This window comes from Sinanaerobacter sp. ZZT-01 (assembly GCF_035621135.1).
GTDB lineage: Bacteria > Bacillota > Clostridia > Peptostreptococcales > Anaerovoracaceae > IOR16.
Genome location: NZ_CP141728.1, coordinates 2,461,711 through 2,479,994 on the forward strand (window position 1 = coordinate 2,461,711; position 18,284 = coordinate 2,479,994).

Genomic DNA, 18,284 nt, shown 5'->3' on the forward strand with positions numbered 1-18,284 from the left:
GTATGGTATGAGAAAAACGATGCAAATATTATTTGGTTCATTGATTTTAATGTTTTGTTTATCTGTTAATGTTTTTGCAGCTACAACAGAATACGACATATCTCCAAATGGGGATGGTTCTTCAATAGGTATTTTTGATGATGTAACTAAAACATTAACGATAAGAAAAATAAGTGGTTCAGGAGCAACTAAGGATTATACACAAACATATATAAGTGGTACAGGAAATGCCGCTCAAACACCCTGGGGAAACATATCTTATCAAGTCACAAAAATAGTTGTTGAGGAAGGAATAACAGAGTTAGGTAATAATTTATTTGCTCAAACCTACTCTATGGGGTCATTGTTATACTTTGAAAATGTTGAAGAAATAGTGTTACCTTCAACATTGACACGTATAGGTGATTCTTGTTTTTCTATGGGTAACACAAGAAACCCTAAATTAACTTCTATTACAGTACCTGCTGCTGTCCAGACGATAGGCAAAAATGCTTTTCAGTATCAGAAAGCGGTTGCAATTTTAGAATTTGAGACGGGTAGTAAATTAACATCCATAGGTAATTATGCTTTTTGCGGTTTATCTGCTGTAAGTACAATTAAATTACCTTCATCAGTTCGTAGTATAGGTGCAAATGCTTTTGAGAGCAGTAATGCAAATATAGAGTTAAATGAGGGTTTGCTAGAAATAGACGGCGGTGCATTTAAAGGAAGTGGGTTTGAAAGTATAGTTTTACCTGCAACGATAACTACGATTAGCAATGGTACTAGTAGTAATAATATTTTTGCGAATTGTAAAAAGCTAAAAGTAGTTACTAATTTATCTAAGGTTAATCAGTCAGTGGGTACTGGAACTTATGACTATATACAAGCAAGTCCAACATTTTATTTGTATAGCGCCAATAGTAACTTTCTTTCCATAGTTCAGAAAGGTGCAACCGATACTCAAACAATTTACTTAGACGAACCAGTCTTATCAGGAACTTTAGATAATGGTATAACATGGACCTATGACCCTAATACAAAAATCCTTACTTTTGAAGGTGAAGGAGAGATACCTTCTTACACAGCCGGTTCTCAGCCTTGGTATAGTGCTTCTTATGCTTATGGTATAGGTGGTATTAGTTTTGGTTCTGTATCGGGTATAGGTAGTGGTGCTTTCTCAGGCTTGTCATTTGGTGCAGCTTCCCCTTTATTTTGGGGTCAACATGAGTCATTAGGCAGTGTCTTAAGTGGGCAAACAGGACTTCCTGTGTCTTATCAAGGTACAACCCCTACAGGTGAGAGTGAGACAGAAGATAAAACGGGTATTTGGAACTTTGTGGATGAGCAAGAAGTAATATTTCCTGACGTGAAACCTCGTATTCAAAATGGAGAAATTCTATCCCCATTAAGGTTCATATTTCAAGATTTGGGAGCAACAGTTATTTGGAATCAAGATAATCATTATGCAGTTATAAGAAAAGAAGAAAACGGTAAAAAGGTTGAAATTGTTATAAAACCTAATTCCACTTCTATGTGGGTCAATGGTAATGAGTACACCAATGAAGAGATAGGGTTAGATGCAACAGTTCTAATAGAAAATGGACGATTGCTCTTACCTGGTCGAGCAATCATTAAGGCATGGGAAACCGTTCAATTTAAAGCTTCCAGACCTTCAGCAACAGTTTACGAAGATTTTTATTATAAGACTTCAGAAGCTGTTGAGGGTGGGGACGATAAATTACAAGATATTCCTGTAATAGACGAATGGCAGGAAGACGGTGTTGTAATTACACCTGAAAATGAGGAAGAAGTGATAAATGGAGATACAACCTCAGAATATACCACTCCAATTATTTTAAATGCAGAAGCAAGCAATTTTGAAGTTGTAGTACCTATTCTGTTTGATGTTAATATGTTAAGCACAGGTGAAATACTTATGGGTTCGGATTACTTTATGATTAACAATTGTGCTATGGGTGGTTCTATAATCGTAGGAATTCAAATAACTCCTGCTTATGGATTTGCAATTGCTGACTACAATACTGATTTCAAGAATAGTAAAGCAAATGCAAACACTTTTGGTATAAGTATTAATTCCCAGCCAGTGCCTACAAGCGGTGTTGTACCTTTGAATGATAGTTTAAAAGAAGTAATAAGAAATAAAGAATCAAAAGAGATAGTTATTGATATAAAACTACCTGCACAGGATAAAGCCTTTAGAGGTAGTATTGCAGCGGTAGTATTCACAGTTGATTTTGATAAAGTGTAAAAATAAAATTTTTAAGGAGAGTGTTAAGAATGAAAATTAACAAGAAAATAATAAGTAGTGTTTTAGCATTGATGATGATGTTTAGTTTAGGTATGACGAGTGTATCAGCAATGGAATTGACTCAAGAAAATCTAGCAGATACAGAAAATTTAGATACAACAGCAGGGACATACAATGGAGAAGCTTATAATGAATATTCTGTGGATGGCTCTTCGGGTAGTATAGCAGCTGGTAGTGCTTCTTCAGTTATAGTATTAAATGCTGAAGCAACTAACTTTGATGTAACAATACCTATTGCTTTACGTGTTAATGCCTATGCAGATGGTTCGATAACCACACCTGACAGTATGAGTTCAACTTCAAAAGGTTTAGCAAAAATTATAAATAATTGTGTTTTAGGACAAGTAGAAGTTGTAAGTGCTAAAATCAATTTAAATGGTTGGACTGCCACTGCCTTTGATGCTGATTATGCTAACATGAAAGTAAATAGCAAAAATATAGGTTTTAAAATTAATGGTTTAGAAATGGCTACAGACGGAACTATTTTAGCAAATAATACAGCAACAGACACAATTTCTTCTATATTTGATATTGATGCAAACACAGCAGGGGTTGAAGAATTTGAGGATTATAGTTTCACAAGAAGTGGTAGTTCTCCTTTCCCTATCATTGCTAATGGTTCTGTTTTACCAATAGAATACTCAGCAAAGATTCCTGGCTTAGATGCTGACTTGATTAATGTTGTTCCTGGTAGTATTGTAATAACAGTAGATTTTTATAAATAAGAAAAATAATGGGTGTTTCTACACCCATTATTTTTTTTACTTCTAAATTCAGTATTTTTCTGCAGTTGAACTTAATAAATAGACAGTGTTATAAAAAACCTACAGAAATTGATGCATAGGTACAGTATATTAATAGAGAGGTAAATATAAATAATTCATTTACAAAGAATACAACAGCAAAATTGCAATAACAAGATTACAACAATAAGATAAAAACAAACAAATGATTTAGATTAATCTTAGCCTTACTATTTAGTTGTTTAATGATGTTATTAAAAAAGAAGTCAAATTGTAGTTATTGGGTAAAAGAGCAATTCAGCTAATATATTATATTGTTGGTTGTATTCAACAGTCTCCTTTCCATTTTGTTCTAAGGAACATACAAACTTACTTCTCTTTTCATATATACTTCCAATAGTGAAGGGAGGGTGCATCCTGCACCCTCCCTTCAACCGTAGAGTAAGTCAATCAGGTTGAGTAGAGTAAATGGGTAAATCAAAGATAATTCAGATAAAATAGATTGATTTTAAGACAGAAATTAAGAGAAGTCTTGTATTTACAACACAATTATAAAATCATGATGTCAAATCCGTATTGGTCTGAACAGGCATGAAAAATATTGTTGAAATCTAGAGCAATATATAAGGTAAGGTTTTTCTAAACCAAAATCACACACAAGGTAAGATTACTTGATTCATCCTATATCAAATAGTGTAAATTTTTTGGTACTTCACACACCTAATCTAATTAAATCCTTTTGTTTCGTAGGGTGGTGAATACTCCGTATTCACCACCCTACTCGTAAAATAGTATGAAAAGAATGAGATGGTTTAAAAGAAGGATTGATTAATTGAGTTTTAAAAGAGTAAGATTGTTTAAGTATATGGAAAAGTTAAGTATTTAGGGCTATTCTGAAAAGAGAGATATTGTAAGGGTAAGACCTGCTCAAATATTTTAACATTTTTTATATATAAGGTTTTAGAAATGATGGTTCAATAATCAAATACAAACAAGATAGAAATATTCTTAAAATATTTCACCTATACTTCCTTATACCCTTGTTATAAGGGTAAACTCATAATCTTCTTTTTCTAATTGTAATTCTCATTGATATTACAACATAATAAGGGTATTTAGTTAAAATCGACTTTTCCATCCTTTATATTTCTTATTCGTTTTACGTGAGGTGTGACTGCCAGCAGCCACACCTCACGTGTATAAATTGAAAGGTTGGAATCGTAGAGTAGGTCAATCAGATTACACAGGGTTAAGTGCTTTAATAAGGGTAATACAAGGTATCAAAGGTTAAATTATTAAAGGTTTGTCCTTCTCTTATATGATATAATAAGGGTCAAATGAGGTGTAGTTATGATTATAGATGAGAATTTACCATATAAATATGTTCATCCAGGCATAAATTATTTTGCCTTTTCAGAGGATAAAGGTTCCCAACCTTACTTGTGTAGTTGTCAGAAACAATCTTTAATAAACCGTATAGAATTATTTATGAGATATTATCAATATGACTTGTGTTTAAATGATAGGGATTGGTTGCTTTTAGAAAAGCATCTGCAGCTCCCCTCCTGTTTAGATAGGGTTATTAAGGGTTCTAATATTTCGTATGGTTTAGATTGGGTAAACCTATTGAGTTTCAAGGACAATCTTTGTCATTTGTGTAATCGAGTGACCCCTACTACAAATCATACGGATTACATTTACACAACTAAGCTGGAGCAGAAGTATGGGCATTATATAAATACAAGTTTCTACACAAAGGGTATAGGTAATCATCTTCCTGATTTCTATGGTGTGTATTTCTTAGAAGATAGAGTATCTGAGGATTTATTAAATATCTTAAGACCTACAAAAGAAGAAATCCTAAGAGATATTGTTTTATTCAATGCCCCCACACCTAATGAAACAAAAGCTATTTCAGAAGACCTTGATTTTATCTTTAATCTACCTGAGGAAGTAAGAGATATAATACTATATCGTAGAGAACAGAGTAAATATTTGAGAGAAAAGGGTATAACCACTTCTTATGATTTGATTAAAACCTACCCAATAGGAGATAGTGTAGAACTCATTCAAAATGTCTTGTGGAAAAGATATTTAACTGTAAAGAAAATCGTTGTGGATGAGGTTAAACAATCTTTTAAATTAAGAAGATGGGTAAATGAGTCTTTATTGGGTAATCTGATTACAGAGATGTTTAAGGGTATAACCGTATATAGAAATTACAGACCTCAAATATTAGGTGGTCTTGAGTTGGATATATTCTTGCCTGAGTTCAATTTGGGTATAGAGTATCAAGGTATTCAACATGAAAAACCCGTAGACCTTTGGGGTGGTGAGGAAGGTTTTTTGCAAAGACAAGAGAATGATAAGAGAAAGGCAGCCTTGTGTAAGCAGCACAAAATAGATTTAGTGTATTTTTGGCATTATGAGGATATTACAAAGGAATTGATAGAGAAGAAATTTGGTAAATACTTACCTTTTCAATCTAAAACCTGATTCAACCCTTTCATTTTATTATATTTCTCGTAAGGGGAGGACGCCCAGGCGTCCTCCCCTTACTCTGTATTTGAATGAGTAGATTGATAAGTTGTATAAGATAGATGAGAGTGATGTATAGTGATTAGAAGGGTATTGATTATCTTGTGTATAAGGGTTTGATGTTGACTATCTTATATAAGTTACGTTAAGATATGTCACTGAAGGTGGTGAATCTAATGGGTATTACAGAACCAAACTTAACAGCATATGACGTTTTATATAAAGTAATGAAGAAGTATAGTGGTTGGTGGGTAGCCTTTGAACTGCCTTTTGCTTATCCTGAAACAATGGAAAGGGTAAAATCAGGAGAAAGTTTCAAACGATATTGGGATATAGTTTTAAGACTTGTCACAAACCTCATAATATCCACAGACCCAATACCTTTAATAACATGTGGTCTAACGAATAAGGGTATAGAAACAGAAGAAAGTAAAATTCAGAGATTAAAGTCCTGTGCCTTTCCCAAAGGGTATTATTTATTAACCGTAATTGACTTTGAAGAATGCATGGAAGTCAGATGGTTTGAAACCAAATCAGAGGCAATTGAGAAAAAGAAATGGCTTTATAAAAATGAGGAAATGTTGTTCTTTTGTAAGGTTGTGAAAATATAGTTTAAATGTCGTCTTTTGGGCGACATTTTTTATTTCACTTTTACTTTTTCATTGGGTTTGAAGTCAACATATAGTATAATATCGTAGAGTGAGGTGACCCCATTGTACAAGGAATTGATAAAAGGGTATTTAGATAAGCATTATCCTACTCTAAAGGGTGATGAAAGAAAGCATCAAGAAAATCGTGTAAAACCTTTAATAGGAAAGTTAACAGATAAGAAAAGTATTTATAAAGACCTACCATTTGATTATTTGGGTATGGAAGAGCAAATAAATCTTCTTCATTATATCTTAGAAAAGTCTACTGAAAGACAAATTGTAGCTAACATGGGTAAAACAGACGTAGATAGAGATTATTATGATTTCATTCTAAAGGACGAGGATAAGAATTGGGTTACTCAAGAGTTTATGAAATCTATTGAGGGTTTTGAACCTTATAATCTTATTGAATGTAAGTGGGAGAATAGAAATCTAATCAGATATTCAGGGTTATCTTCTGCTGAAGTTTTAGAAAACCTGAACAGTTTAAATGAACGTATAATTTACTTGCTCTTTGATGAAATCCAGAAGTTTAAGATATTAGGTATAGATTTTGAGTGTATGTCTTATATAACTGATTATATAGACTATACAGCAGATTGGGTATTACAGTTTTTAATTCATCATGTCATATGGAATGAGGATATAGACAGACCCAAAATAATGAGTAATCTATTAAACACTCTTAATTCCCTATCTGATAAAATTGATTTTCAGTTAGAGAGAAAACGTAAAGAGGGTTTTCATAGATTGGATGCTGAGAAAGCAACCAGATATTTTTCTTTTTACAGAACTAATGACGTGTATTATAGAGAGGTTTTGGGTATCTATGACGTTTTAAGGAAAGAGGTAGACGAGAACCCAACCTTGTTTAGCTTAGTAGAAGATAAATATAGGGTCAGAAAAGAGCTTATATCCGAGGAAGAGTTGGGTAATCTTCAAGAGACAATAACAGAAGGTCAACACTCGTATGATTATAATATTAAGTTGGGTATAACTCGTAGATTTATTGATGTAATGGGGCAATATGGCGGTAGACAATGTTTTTCAAATTGCCCTCAGGATTTGAAAACATATTATCGTGAGATATTTATGAGTAAAGTCAAGTATAAAGGTAAACAATCCTCAACTATAGTGCAGGAGTATCTTGGCAAGATAGAAACCAGTGGTGCAATAGAGCCTTTTGATAAAGACAGTCAGTATATGTTTGTAAGAGAGAAAATAAGTAGAGGGTATTTCAGGGAGAAAAATAATTTAGATATGTACTTCTTAAAAGCAGATATAGAAAAAGCATTGTATAATCTGCTTGTGAAGCTGTATTTATTTTATGACTTCTCCACCATCCTTGAGTTTATCTATGAGGTTAATCGTGAGTTCCTTCGTAGTCTTTCTAATGATATAAAGGGTTAAGAAAATTTCAAAAACTGATTCCACGAGATAATTTCTCCTTTCATCTATACTGAGTATATGAGGTATCAATAGATGAAAGGAGTTTTTACTATGAAAGCAAAGTGTTTAGGCTTAAAGCATGAAACGGGTGATTTCTACTTAACTCAGGGAGTTAAGCAAGGCACCAAAACCACCTATAAGAATGGGTATACCCATTCCCCTAGAAATTGTGGTTGGGGTAATAACTATAAACCCTCACGTCTTACCTTGATTCTTGACGTGACTGGTAACAGAGGATATTCATGGATAGATGGGTATATCAAAGACAACGTAGGAAAACTAACACAGAAAAGGGTAAATAAAATAGAGGCAGCCATGCCGGACACAGTAGAAGTCGAAGAGTATCCAAAGCAAGATGGTGGGGTCTATTATGTAGTAGATGATAAAGACATGGCAGCATGGATAGAACGAGCTGACTTATAACTTTAATGGTATTATACTTCTTCCCTACTCAACAATTCATTATTACTTCTCTCGTAGGGGGTGGGTTCTTAAGAACCCACCCCCTACTTTTGATGTCATGATAATTTTAGAAAAAAAGATGAAAAAAGATAAAAAGAAAAACTTTTTTAAAAATATTTTCTTACTTAAAGAACTCCTTGAAATATAGGAGTTCTTTTGTTTTTCATCCTTGAAAAGGTACACAGTTTTATAAACAAAATGGACATAAAAGTTTTACTTTTAATACTAATAATTTTACTTTTATACATAAAAGTAAAATCAATAACATGTGTTAAAAATTTTGGGCAGTTCGGTTTATATTAAGTATAAGCCAAAGAGAAAGTGAGGTAAAAGTTATGAAAAATATAAAAGACATTGAGAATATGGAAGATATGCAGAATACAGAATTTATAGGGTTTAAGGTTAGTAAAGTAAAAAAACAAAAGTTAAATGATTATTCTAAACGAATGGGTATAACCCGTTCAGGAATATTGAATTTAATACTTAACGAGTGGTTTGAAGAAGCTGAAAAGAAAAACAAATAAAATATGTAATTCAATAATGGAAAAAGAAATGGAGTGTTCAAAATGAAAAATACAATAATGACAATGTTAGGTTTTATAGGTGTATGTGTGATAGTTATGTTAGTTGTAGTAGGTTTATCAGTAGAGTTAAGGTTTATGGATTTTGTTTTACAAAGCATAAAGGGTATGGAAATAGGTGTTATTTTTGCCAGTTTTACTATTGCATTTATAGTAGGGACTGTAGTTTCTTGGGTTAGTGAAGCAAGAGAAAAAGCTAATTTACGTTAAATAAATAGAAATGAAAGGGAGCTGTTCATAATGAAAAAGATTTTAACGGTAATACAAGTAGTTATAGGAAGTTTGATTGTATTATTAAGTGTTTTTGCAATAGCAGCAAGTATAGGTGTATTAGCTTCGAGTGGGTTATTTTTCAATATATTTGTTGAGGGTATGGGTCCTACCACATTCAAATTATGTATATTAGCAGTAGTTATATTGAGTATAACGGTAATAAGCACTTTAATAGCAGGGTTTAAGTATAAGAAGGATATATTTAATAAAGGTAATGTTTTAAAAATGGTTAAAAACCTTATGATTGTGTTGGTTACTATATTAGGTACAGGTGCAATAGTGTTAGTGTTTGGTAATTTCGTGATATCTGGGACAGTATCGTATGGTGGTTATTTTGTTCTACCAGTTTGTGTAGCAATGTTGTTATCAGGTGTGGGATTACTAAGAGTTACGAAAGACAAATAAAATAATCAGATTTAAATAGATGGAGAAAGAAAAGGAGATGTTCATAATGAAAAAGTTTATACCAATAGTAGGGTTATTGATAGTGGGTTTAGTGATTTTAAGTGGTTGTTCTACTGAATTACCGAAAGAAGATAGTGAAGATATAAAAGTGGAAGTATCTACGGGTGATGTGGAATATACACATGCATTTAGATATGGATGTACATTAGAGGGTGATACCGTATTTGTTACAGTAGATAATACAAACACAGAGTTTCAGGAACTTGTGGTAAAAAAAGAAGATTCTCTTGTTGGTTATCTTATAGCACCGTTGAGTACAAAAACAATAGAAATACCTATTTCAGAATCTTTTGACCTTGAATTTAAAGTAGATAAAGATACATTAAGAGGTTTTAGTACTTTAGCTGAGATAAGTTTAACTCAATTGAAGTATACACCAGAGTATGATAAAGAGGGTAATATAATAAAAGACCTTAAAATTTTGGAAGATTTTTCTGCTGATACTCGTGGCGCAAGTGTAAGAGACGAACTATCTTTGTCTTATGGTTTTAGTACAGTTAATGGTGCTGTAAAACCTAACAATATTAAATTGATTTCTAAGCAAAATGCAGTTTCAGAAAAGGTTGGAGATATTGTTCTCAGTTTCAGCGGTAAATTGGATAGAACAAATGGTTTAAAAGTAACAACTGAAAAAGTCGAGTAAACACAGAGTAGAAGGAGTTGAACAACAATGAAATTAGTAAAAGAATTTTTAACAGATAAATATGCATTGTGGTTGATGAGATTCACTTTGTTAATGGGGTTATTCTTAGCAGCCTTTAATGACATAGCAGGATACTTCTTCCTTGAAGTATTTGTAGGTTGGTACATAGCAGTAATGATTTTAGACAATTACTTCCCAGCCACTAAGGACTATCTTCCAAAGGTATGCACCGTATACAGAAGGCCTGAGAAAGTTGAAATCAAAACATCAACAGAAGAAATAGAAATAGACCCATTGTTTAAGGGAGATATAAATATTCCATTCCTTGAAGGTGTGGATTAGAGGGGGTTAGAAGGGTATGAAAGGATATGATTTAGGTTTAGGGGATTTTTTAATGGAAGTGGATATAGAGGATGAAAACGATAGAACGGAAGAAGCTAAAAAAAAGTTAAAGGAGATAGATGTTGCTAAAGAAGAAGTTGAATCTGCAAAGGAAGAAGCTGTCTCGACAGCTAAACAATTAAAAAAGTTATTGGAAGAAACAACACTTCAAAAGCAAAAGTTAAATGAGATTCCTGATACAGTTCCTGAGGGTAGTTTAGAAATTAATATTTCAGATACTGTTGAAAGTGAAAGAGATACCAAGGCTTTAGACATTTTGGAGAAAGAAAGACAAATGCAGTTGGAACGAGAATTGGAGTGGAAAAAAGAAAAGAGAGTCAAGAAAATAAAGAGATGGATTAAAACAAGCCTAATAGTAATTCCTGTTGTAGTAATAGGTTTAGCTTGGTTAGCAGGTTATAGAATACCTATACCAGAAGAAATAGCAATACATGCTCAGGGTATTTGGGAATCGGCAAAAGATTATGTAGTATCTTATTTCACAAATAATTAAGAAGAAGGGGGTTATCGAATTATGAGTAAGGTAAATATAGAGCCTAATATAAACAATAATTCAACTCAAAAAGAAATTGAGGCTTTAGCAGCATCAAAATCAGCAGAGTTAAGAGATAGGGATAGAAAATTAAGTGAAGACAAAGAAAGAGAGAAGAAAAAAGAAGAGAGGAATAAAAAAATTCGTAGATGGTTAGGTATCATAGGTATAGTGCTTATTTTGGCTCTAGTATTGGTTCAATGCTCTAATATGGGTAAACTTGAATTACCTGAAAGAGTAAAGAACATTATAGAGGCCGACAAAGAGGACACCGTTAGTATTGATGAATTGGAAAAGACTCCTGAAGAACAACGAGATTTTATGTATAGTCATCTAAGAACAAGTATGGCAAAGACCGTAAAATTAGAAAATGGGTTAGCAGAAGGGTATTTTAACATAATCAACAACGAGACAAATGTTTATAATCAACTGGTGGAAATCTATACAATTGATGCAGAGGGTAATCCACAAGATTTGATATATAAGTCTGGGATAATTGAAATAGGACAAGTTTTACCATATGCAAAACTTTCCGCAAATTTACCTGCTGGTACATATTCTTGTGTCGCACACTTTTTAGCTTTGGATACGAAAACGAATGAGCATATAGGTACAGCCGGTGTTCGTATAACTGTGGAAGTTGCTAATACAGCTACTGAATAAACTGAAAGTAATAGAAAGGAGGTGCAAGCTATGTTAACTATCTTCAAGCAAATTGCTAAATTATATAAGACTATTACATATGAGCAGGACAAAGTAGCTGAAGATTCCGACCGAGGTAAAGAACTGCAAATAGCAAAAGATTTATTAGAAGAAGTGATAGAGTATGTTGATTCTTTTGATTGGTTAAAGAAAGATAAATCGAAGGAAAAGGTACAATTCTTCTTAGAAAGTGGTGAAGACTATGATTTACTTTGTAAGCAGTATGATATTTCTAAGGATACTGCTTACAACACCATTCGTTGGGCATCGAAACAACTGAGAGATAAGATAGGTGAAAATACCGTATCTTTAATTAAAGACGGGTATATAGAAGAAGCTCGTGCAGCCTTTTATCAAGGCACAGGCAGGTTGGGTATTGAAAAGTTTGTGATTTCAGATTTATTAGAACATTTACCAGAAGCTAAGTACACCACGTATTATTTAGAAGAGTGTAAGACAGAGTTGACAATACTTAGAAACTTTAGTTTAAGTATTTTGAAGAATTATTTAAAGGCTATGGATACTAAAAAGATGGCTTATATATTGTTTCTGTTAGAAGGTAAATCTAAAAAATCCGATTTATATAGACCGTATTTGATACAGTTGTTAGAGGGTAAAATCAAAGTTGATGATTTAATAGAAATTGGTGAAGAAATTCAGGAAGAGCTTAAGTAGTTAAAGGATAAAAAATAGTTTGAGAGGAAGTGATTATTATGTAAGTTTTTGAGGGGTTGATACTTTTGAGTAGTTGGTTTGATTATTTTAACAGCAATAAAGAGAGATACATAGAAGTCCCGTTATCTCGTGAGGACATGACATTAATATCTTTAAATGCCACAAAATTAGAGGGCAAGGATGAAATTGATTATTCCTATTCTGTTGATTCAAAAGGCATTGGTGCAAGGTGGTTCACCGGATTGGCTGGTGAGTATGCAGTTACTAAGATACTTAAAGAGTGGGGTTTAATAACTAGCTTTGCATTAGATATAAAAGTAGGTATGTCGTATGATTTTAATGTACCGGATTTTTTAGAACAGGGTTTTAATTTGGGTTGTAAGACAGCAAGTGTGGGTAGGGTGCTAAAGGTAAAGGAAGATATTAAGGGTTCTGAAATCATTTGTGTTTATGACACCGTTAGACATATTGTTTATATATGTGGTATTGCTACGAAAGAAATATTAGAGCAATATTCCGATTTGGATTTAATAGAGGATAAAGAAATAAAAGCGAAATCAGGTACATCCCGCGCAAAAACAGGATTTAATCGGTTTGATAAGCTTTTACCCTTCAGTAAAGAAGTTTTACAGAGTTACAGAATAGGCCTGAGATTAAATCAACATTACTCTCTAACAGAGCAAGAGAAACAAATCCTTGTGGGTGATTGTACTTACATAGAGCAGCAAGAGAATCAGGTTGTTTTTAGACATCATAGTAAAGGGGTTATTACAGAGGACATCCTCCCCTACCCTTTTACTCGTAAGGGTGTAAGACAGTTAAGTAAAATATTGCAACCTAATCATCCGTACATTGGGTTTAAGATAACTCCCATATTGCAGGAGCTACAGACATTATGGGTTGGACAAGACCTGGTCCTAGAGGTAGTAGACCTTTGGAAAATCTTTCTGACCTTAGGGGGTAAATATAATTTAGTATGTGCAGCCAATTCTACCCATGAAGCTATGAATCTATTATTTATGCTATATAATCCTACTCTCCCTCGTGCTTTGGATAGTTTAAATGCAAATTTCTTTACAGTCTTATGGGTACTTACGAGATAGCAGGTTTTGGTTAAGGATAAAAGAATATTATATAGAGAGGTTGAAATAGAAATGAAAATGATAACAAAAGTATTTTTAGTAATAGCAGTATTACTTATTTGCCTTATTTTATGGGCATTGTTTTTAGGCGGAAATGGTGTATTGGAGAATGCTTGGAATGGTATTGCAGGACAAGTAAATGAAACTTGGCAAGCTATAACTGGTACAAGTAACAATGTACTTCCTGAGTGGAAAACAGGTACAGTAGAAGATGGTGTTGAAGGCGGTATTGACGATATCAATGATGCTAACTAATAAGGATTAAAGAAGATAGAAGGAAGGGCTAAATCCATTCCTTCTATTTTTATATTGATTTAAGACATAAAAAGAGAAGTATAAGTTAAAAGGATACAGAAAGGGGTTTAGACTTGAGACATATTTATAAAATTAAGGCTGTCTTTATAAAAGTCTAGCACATTTTATAAATCTCAAACATCTTTTATGAAATAGTGTTCATGTTTAATAAAACTTTGACATCTTTTATAAATTGTTCTACAGGTTTTATAAAACTTTTACATGTTTAATAAAACTTCTTCTATTGTTTTTATGTTCAAGTAGTAATGTAAAGAAAGTAGGAAGGAAGTTGATTTTATGAAAACAACAGCACTAGTAGATAAAACGGAATTGTATTATATATTGTCTAAACTAATAAGTAATAATCCTATTAAGCAAGCAGAATGGGTGAAATCTATATTAACCAATCCCTTTTCTAAACAGTTTAATCGTAATATAGAGGGTCTCACATATTTAGACCAGTATGAGACTCATTTAAGCAAAGCAGGACTATTTATGTTAGTTAGGGTGTTTGAAAGCATAGAAACAAAAGAGAAAGAAATTGCTAAGGTAGAATTTTTTGAAGATGTAAAAGCAATTGAAAATTATTTTTTAGAAATTTATGATGTTGAGGATTTTACATATAAACAATATCGTCTTTTTTACTATGACAAAGATGATGGGTATATAGAAATACCTTATAGTTTAGGGGAGTATAAAATATTTGAAGGTAATTGGTATCATGATTTAGAGAAAAGTATGCTTGTACCTAAACCCGAAGCAACATACTATGAGGGTAGTATTGATGATTATTGTAAGGATAGACAGACCATTAAAAGTTTTTTCTTAGAGATACCAAACCTATATGAATTTGAATTAGGTTATATTGAGGATGATGAGCAAGGTATTGATAGTGGTGTAGCTACAAAACAATATTACTTTTTCAAATCTTTTGATAGAGCCTTAGACCATGCAGTTAAAGAAATCTTACATTATTCAACTTATGACAGAGTGATTTTATCTAATCGTTGGTATAGTTATTACCTTTATATTGATACAGAAGATAGAGAAGAACCTAAAGACGGTTTTAATAATATCTCTTGGCCTAATGCCTTAGACAGACGAATTATAGTGGAGGTTACATTAAAATTTAATGAATAGGTTTTACAAGGATAAAGACAATTTATAGAGAACATAAAAAGACAAACCCTAAGATATTTTACATAATATATGGTTTGTCTTTAATGTAAACAACAACACTGAAATCAACTCCAGAGGTGATTTTTACAGGTTGTTAAAAACAGCTTTTTCTAACAATAGAATATATTTTACTGGTTTTCACCCTTGAAACCTTGTTCTGAAGAAATATAAGAGGTAGAAAAGTGGTCACAGGTTGTTAAAAGAAAATATGACATATTGGCACCGAACAACATGTCACGATATACTTTTTAAATATGAGAGGATGGAATTAATATGAAAATGAAAAGTTGGACTAAAGAGTCTGTGTTAAATGTAGCTGCTACTTTGATTAGTGATAATGTAGTAGTGCAGGAGGATTGGGTTAATAGACATAAGGGTAGTGATTTAGTATCAGACCTAAGTGATATAGAAGATAATTACATTGCTGTGATGTGTTTTGCTCCTGTGTATTTCATGAAGGGTAGTATAACAAGACTACATATTAATAGAGAGTGTATTAGAGATATAAAAGTGATGAAAGACTTTAAACCTATTTTCAACCACCTTTTTCTCTTTGTGGATTCGGCCTATGTAATCTTTAAAAAACAATCCGATGGTAATTTTATAGAATTACCTTACAAGTATGGGTATGAGAAAGTAAATGGTACTGTAAATGAATTTCAGGGTGGGTTAGTGTTACCACTACCTAAAAATAGCAAGTTTTGGATAGATATAGATGGTGAGAGGGTTTGGATAGACCCTCCTAAAAGTGCTTATGAAAACAACTATATTGATGTCAATAGAAACTGTTGGATGGATTGTACCTATTTTGAGAGTGTGATGGGTGGTGAAGAAATCAATGATAATGAAATGTGTGAGTATTGCCCTATCAGAGATGTAATAGGTAGAGATACAGACACAAAGGAACCATCCTTAAATATAAAAAGAGTAAGTAATAAGACTGAACAAATTAAAATAGGGAAATTATTAGAGGTATTTACACCAAGTTTAATGAGGTTAAGAAGCAAATATATTAAGGAAGAAAGATACACTACACCTGGACCATCTTTATCAGAACAAGTTGAATTTCTTAATCATTTGAAAAAGAGAGTAAAGCATGAGAATGGTATTTTGAGTTTTGAGAATTCAGGTAAGAGTGTACAAAACGAAAATATTGAGGGTTTTAATTTCTTTTTATTGAGGTATATAGTGGTTTCTAATAATATAACAGGACTCACAAATGATTTGGATATAAAGATATATGGATTTAATACCTACTTTAATTTGAATGAGTTTATTAGAGAACATTTAGGTTATTCTGAAGGTTTTCTTGTGTTTGTAAAAGATGAAAATTCATATAAAGAAACCACACACAGTCTGCTTTTGAAGTGGTCTAATGATTCTATGGGGGTTTCTGTGGATGATTTTGAAAGAGCAATGGAATTAAACCAACCACGTAAACTTAATATACCGTATCTATGCGAGTTTTACGAGCGAGAGGGTACATTAGAGGAAGCTGAAAACTTTTATGAGTCAGATGCTGTAATCATAGACGATGAAACTTTAGAAAAAGAAACACCTTTTAATTATAATGTGGGTTTGTGTAATTCAAAGCATGAAGTTGAAAGTCTTATTTATTGTCGTAATCTAAATGACCAAGCAGACCTAATAGAAGGTTTGATAAAGTATGGTTATGTAGTTGTGAATAATAGAAATGTCTTTAATACTATTATCTATAAGTATTTTATTGCTTGTAGAGATGGTGTAGGGTCTTTTGAGATGAAGAAGATTTAATATGAGTAGAAAAGTATTAGTGATAAATGCACAAGAGAAAAAGCAAGATATAATTGAAAAAACTTTATAACTGAATATGCAAACTATAAAAGAAGGTGTCTCAATAACATCTTCTTTTTCTTTTGTACAAAGCCTCGACTATAGTTATAAAGTTACGGTATATTAGTCACGTAAATTATCAAAATTACCTAATTTTCTTTTGAGTATATCAAAAATACTCTTATAGGTAATTTTGATAAATGTTTAATAGGGGTTTCACCTATTATCAAAAAGTATACTTTTTGAGAGGTAAAGAAAGGAGCTGGTTTTATGGTTGATTTTGAAATAGAACAGGAAAAGCAGTTGTACTACACAAAAGGGTTGAAAAAGAAATATGGGTATGAGTTTGAAATTGTGTTGGATGACCTCACAGTAAAAAGAGTGGGTATGAGTGCAGCACGAGATTTATTTGACACTTTATTAAGTAGACTTGATGCACAGATAGTACAACCAAATCTTATTATTCCTAATTTTTTCAATAAGGTAGGGAAAGAAAAACCAAGTCAGCTTGAGGAAATTCATACTGTATCTTTGAAAAAGGCTATCTTAAAGGAGAGCAGTAGAAAAAACACTTTGAGAATAGTCTTTGCTGACCCTTGGGGCAAGTGGCCGTGGGAATATGGTTATAGGTGTAGTACTTATAGCAATCAACTACAGGGTATTATGCTTTTAGTTGATTTGCTAAAGGTCTTATCTGCAAAGACAGGTAAAGATTGTGAGTTTTATTTTTCCCATTGGTTATCTGTCATCAAGGGTTCTGAAGACTTCATTATTTTAGAGTTAGGAAAAGATACACCACAAAACAGAGAGCAATTCAAAATACCCATCAAATATGGATATTGGGTTTATACGTATCTAACCTGTGTAGATGAACTTCATTTTGAAAGGTTCAGCACCAAAGAAAAAGCTGAACAGCATTATAATTCTATACTTCTTGCTGATGACGACTCAGACAGTTTGGCAATTGAAAAATTAATATTAGAACTTGGTGTGTGAGATGAATGTAATTGGGTTAGTAAGAGCAGTTTGTGAGAGGCAACAACAAGAACTTGCTGAAGAAGCAATAGAAGAAAAGAAAGAGTTTGTAAGGTCGGATAAGTTTTTAGGAAAATACTTAATCAGAGGGATGTTGACCTCTGGTGTTCTCGTGGTAGAGGAAAACCTAATTCAAATTATAACAAAAGTAGGTGAAAAGAAATCCCTTGCACAATTGAATACAACAATCAAAGAAGGTCATTGGGTTTATGCTTCTTACTTTTCCGTGGACGTTTATGATTTTAGTTGGTTTTCTAATTTGAATGATGCTTTGAAGTATTATTTGAGTTTGGCACATGATAATTGGTGTGGTGAAAAACACCTTCTGTTTGCTGAAAAAGACGTAGTTCATTACATTGAGGTTAAAACTGAGGGAGACAAGAAAGAAAATTGAGG

Annotated in this window: 20 protein-coding genes; all 20 read left to right on the top strand. The window is 32.5% G+C overall.

Annotation, left to right across the window (positions count from 1 at the left end):
- The first annotated feature begins 7 nt into the window (after positions 1-7).
- Positions 8-2,251, top strand: coding sequence for a leucine-rich repeat protein (locus U5921_RS11810; RefSeq protein WP_324823590.1), 2,244 nt, complete (start codon positions 8-10; stop codon positions 2,249-2,251).
- A gap of 29 nt (positions 2,252-2,280) precedes the next feature.
- A complete protein-coding gene (locus tag U5921_RS11815) occupies positions 2,281-3,036 on the top strand; it encodes a hypothetical protein (RefSeq protein ID WP_324823592.1) in 756 nt (251 codons plus the stop codon).
- A 1,368-nt stretch (positions 3,037-4,404) separates the two neighbouring features.
- On the top strand, positions 4,405-5,550 hold the full coding sequence (locus U5921_RS11820; RefSeq protein ID WP_324823594.1) for a hypothetical protein: 1,146 nt from the start codon (positions 4,405-4,407) through the stop codon (positions 5,548-5,550).
- Between the two features lie 218 nt (positions 5,551-5,768).
- Positions 5,769-6,203 carry a hypothetical protein gene (locus U5921_RS11825; RefSeq protein ID WP_324823596.1) on the top strand — a complete coding sequence of 145 codons (435 nt, stop codon included), beginning with the start codon at positions 5,769-5,771 and terminating at the stop codon, positions 6,201-6,203.
- A 102-nt stretch (positions 6,204-6,305) separates the two neighbouring features.
- Positions 6,306-7,652, top strand: coding sequence for a hypothetical protein (locus U5921_RS11830; protein ID WP_324823598.1), 1,347 nt, complete (start codon positions 6,306-6,308; stop codon positions 7,650-7,652).
- A 90-nt stretch (positions 7,653-7,742) separates the two neighbouring features.
- Positions 7,743-8,114, top strand: coding sequence for a hypothetical protein (locus U5921_RS11835; protein WP_324823600.1), 372 nt, complete (start codon positions 7,743-7,745; stop codon positions 8,112-8,114).
- A gap of 374 nt (positions 8,115-8,488) precedes the next feature.
- On the top strand, positions 8,489-8,677 hold the full coding sequence (locus U5921_RS11840; RefSeq protein ID WP_324823602.1) for a hypothetical protein: 189 nt from the start codon (positions 8,489-8,491) through the stop codon (positions 8,675-8,677).
- A gap of 42 nt (positions 8,678-8,719) precedes the next feature.
- Positions 8,720-8,944: a hypothetical protein gene (locus tag U5921_RS11845; protein WP_324823604.1), complete on the top strand. Its 225-nt coding sequence runs from the start codon at positions 8,720-8,722 to the stop codon at positions 8,942-8,944.
- Between the two features lie 30 nt (positions 8,945-8,974).
- A complete protein-coding gene (locus U5921_RS11850; RefSeq protein WP_324823607.1) occupies positions 8,975-9,412 on the top strand; it encodes a hypothetical protein in 438 nt (145 codons plus the stop codon).
- Positions 9,413-9,458: 46 nt separating this feature from the next.
- Positions 9,459-10,115, top strand: a complete 657-nt coding sequence (locus U5921_RS11855) for a hypothetical protein (RefSeq protein WP_324823609.1) — start codon at positions 9,459-9,461, stop codon at positions 10,113-10,115.
- Between the two features lie 27 nt (positions 10,116-10,142).
- On the top strand, positions 10,143-10,457 hold the full coding sequence (locus U5921_RS11860) for a hypothetical protein (RefSeq protein ID WP_324823611.1): 315 nt from the start codon (positions 10,143-10,145) through the stop codon (positions 10,455-10,457).
- A gap of 16 nt (positions 10,458-10,473) precedes the next feature.
- Positions 10,474-11,010 carry a hypothetical protein gene (locus U5921_RS11865; protein WP_324823613.1) on the top strand — a complete coding sequence of 179 codons (537 nt, stop codon included), beginning with the start codon at positions 10,474-10,476 and terminating at the stop codon, positions 11,008-11,010.
- Positions 11,011-11,031: 21 nt separating this feature from the next.
- The gene (locus tag U5921_RS11870; RefSeq protein WP_324823615.1) at positions 11,032-11,712 is read left to right on the top strand and encodes a hypothetical protein; all 681 of its coding nucleotides are present in this window, start codon (positions 11,032-11,034) and stop codon (positions 11,710-11,712) included.
- Between the two features lie 30 nt (positions 11,713-11,742).
- Positions 11,743-12,426: a hypothetical protein gene (locus U5921_RS11875; RefSeq protein WP_324823616.1), complete on the top strand. Its 684-nt coding sequence runs from the start codon at positions 11,743-11,745 to the stop codon at positions 12,424-12,426.
- Between the two features lie 65 nt (positions 12,427-12,491).
- Positions 12,492-13,529 carry a hypothetical protein gene (locus U5921_RS11880; protein ID WP_324823618.1) on the top strand — a complete coding sequence of 346 codons (1,038 nt, stop codon included), beginning with the start codon at positions 12,492-12,494 and terminating at the stop codon, positions 13,527-13,529.
- Positions 13,530-13,535: 6 nt separating this feature from the next.
- Entirely contained in the window at positions 13,536-13,823 is a 288-nt protein-coding gene (locus U5921_RS11885; RefSeq protein ID WP_324823622.1) for a hypothetical protein, read from the top strand.
- A gap of 336 nt (positions 13,824-14,159) precedes the next feature.
- On the top strand, positions 14,160-15,002 hold the full coding sequence (locus U5921_RS11890; protein ID WP_324823637.1) for a hypothetical protein: 843 nt from the start codon (positions 14,160-14,162) through the stop codon (positions 15,000-15,002).
- A 312-nt stretch (positions 15,003-15,314) separates the two neighbouring features.
- Positions 15,315-16,814, top strand: a complete 1,500-nt coding sequence (locus U5921_RS11895) for a hypothetical protein (RefSeq protein WP_324823638.1) — start codon at positions 15,315-15,317, stop codon at positions 16,812-16,814.
- Positions 16,815-17,123: 309 nt separating this feature from the next.
- On the top strand, positions 17,124-17,849 hold the full coding sequence (locus U5921_RS11900) for a hypothetical protein (RefSeq protein WP_324823639.1): 726 nt from the start codon (positions 17,124-17,126) through the stop codon (positions 17,847-17,849).
- A 1-nt stretch (position 17,850) separates the two neighbouring features.
- Positions 17,851-18,282, top strand: coding sequence for a hypothetical protein (locus U5921_RS11905; RefSeq protein ID WP_324823640.1), 432 nt, complete (start codon positions 17,851-17,853; stop codon positions 18,280-18,282).
- Positions 18,283-18,284 lie beyond the last annotated feature (2 nt).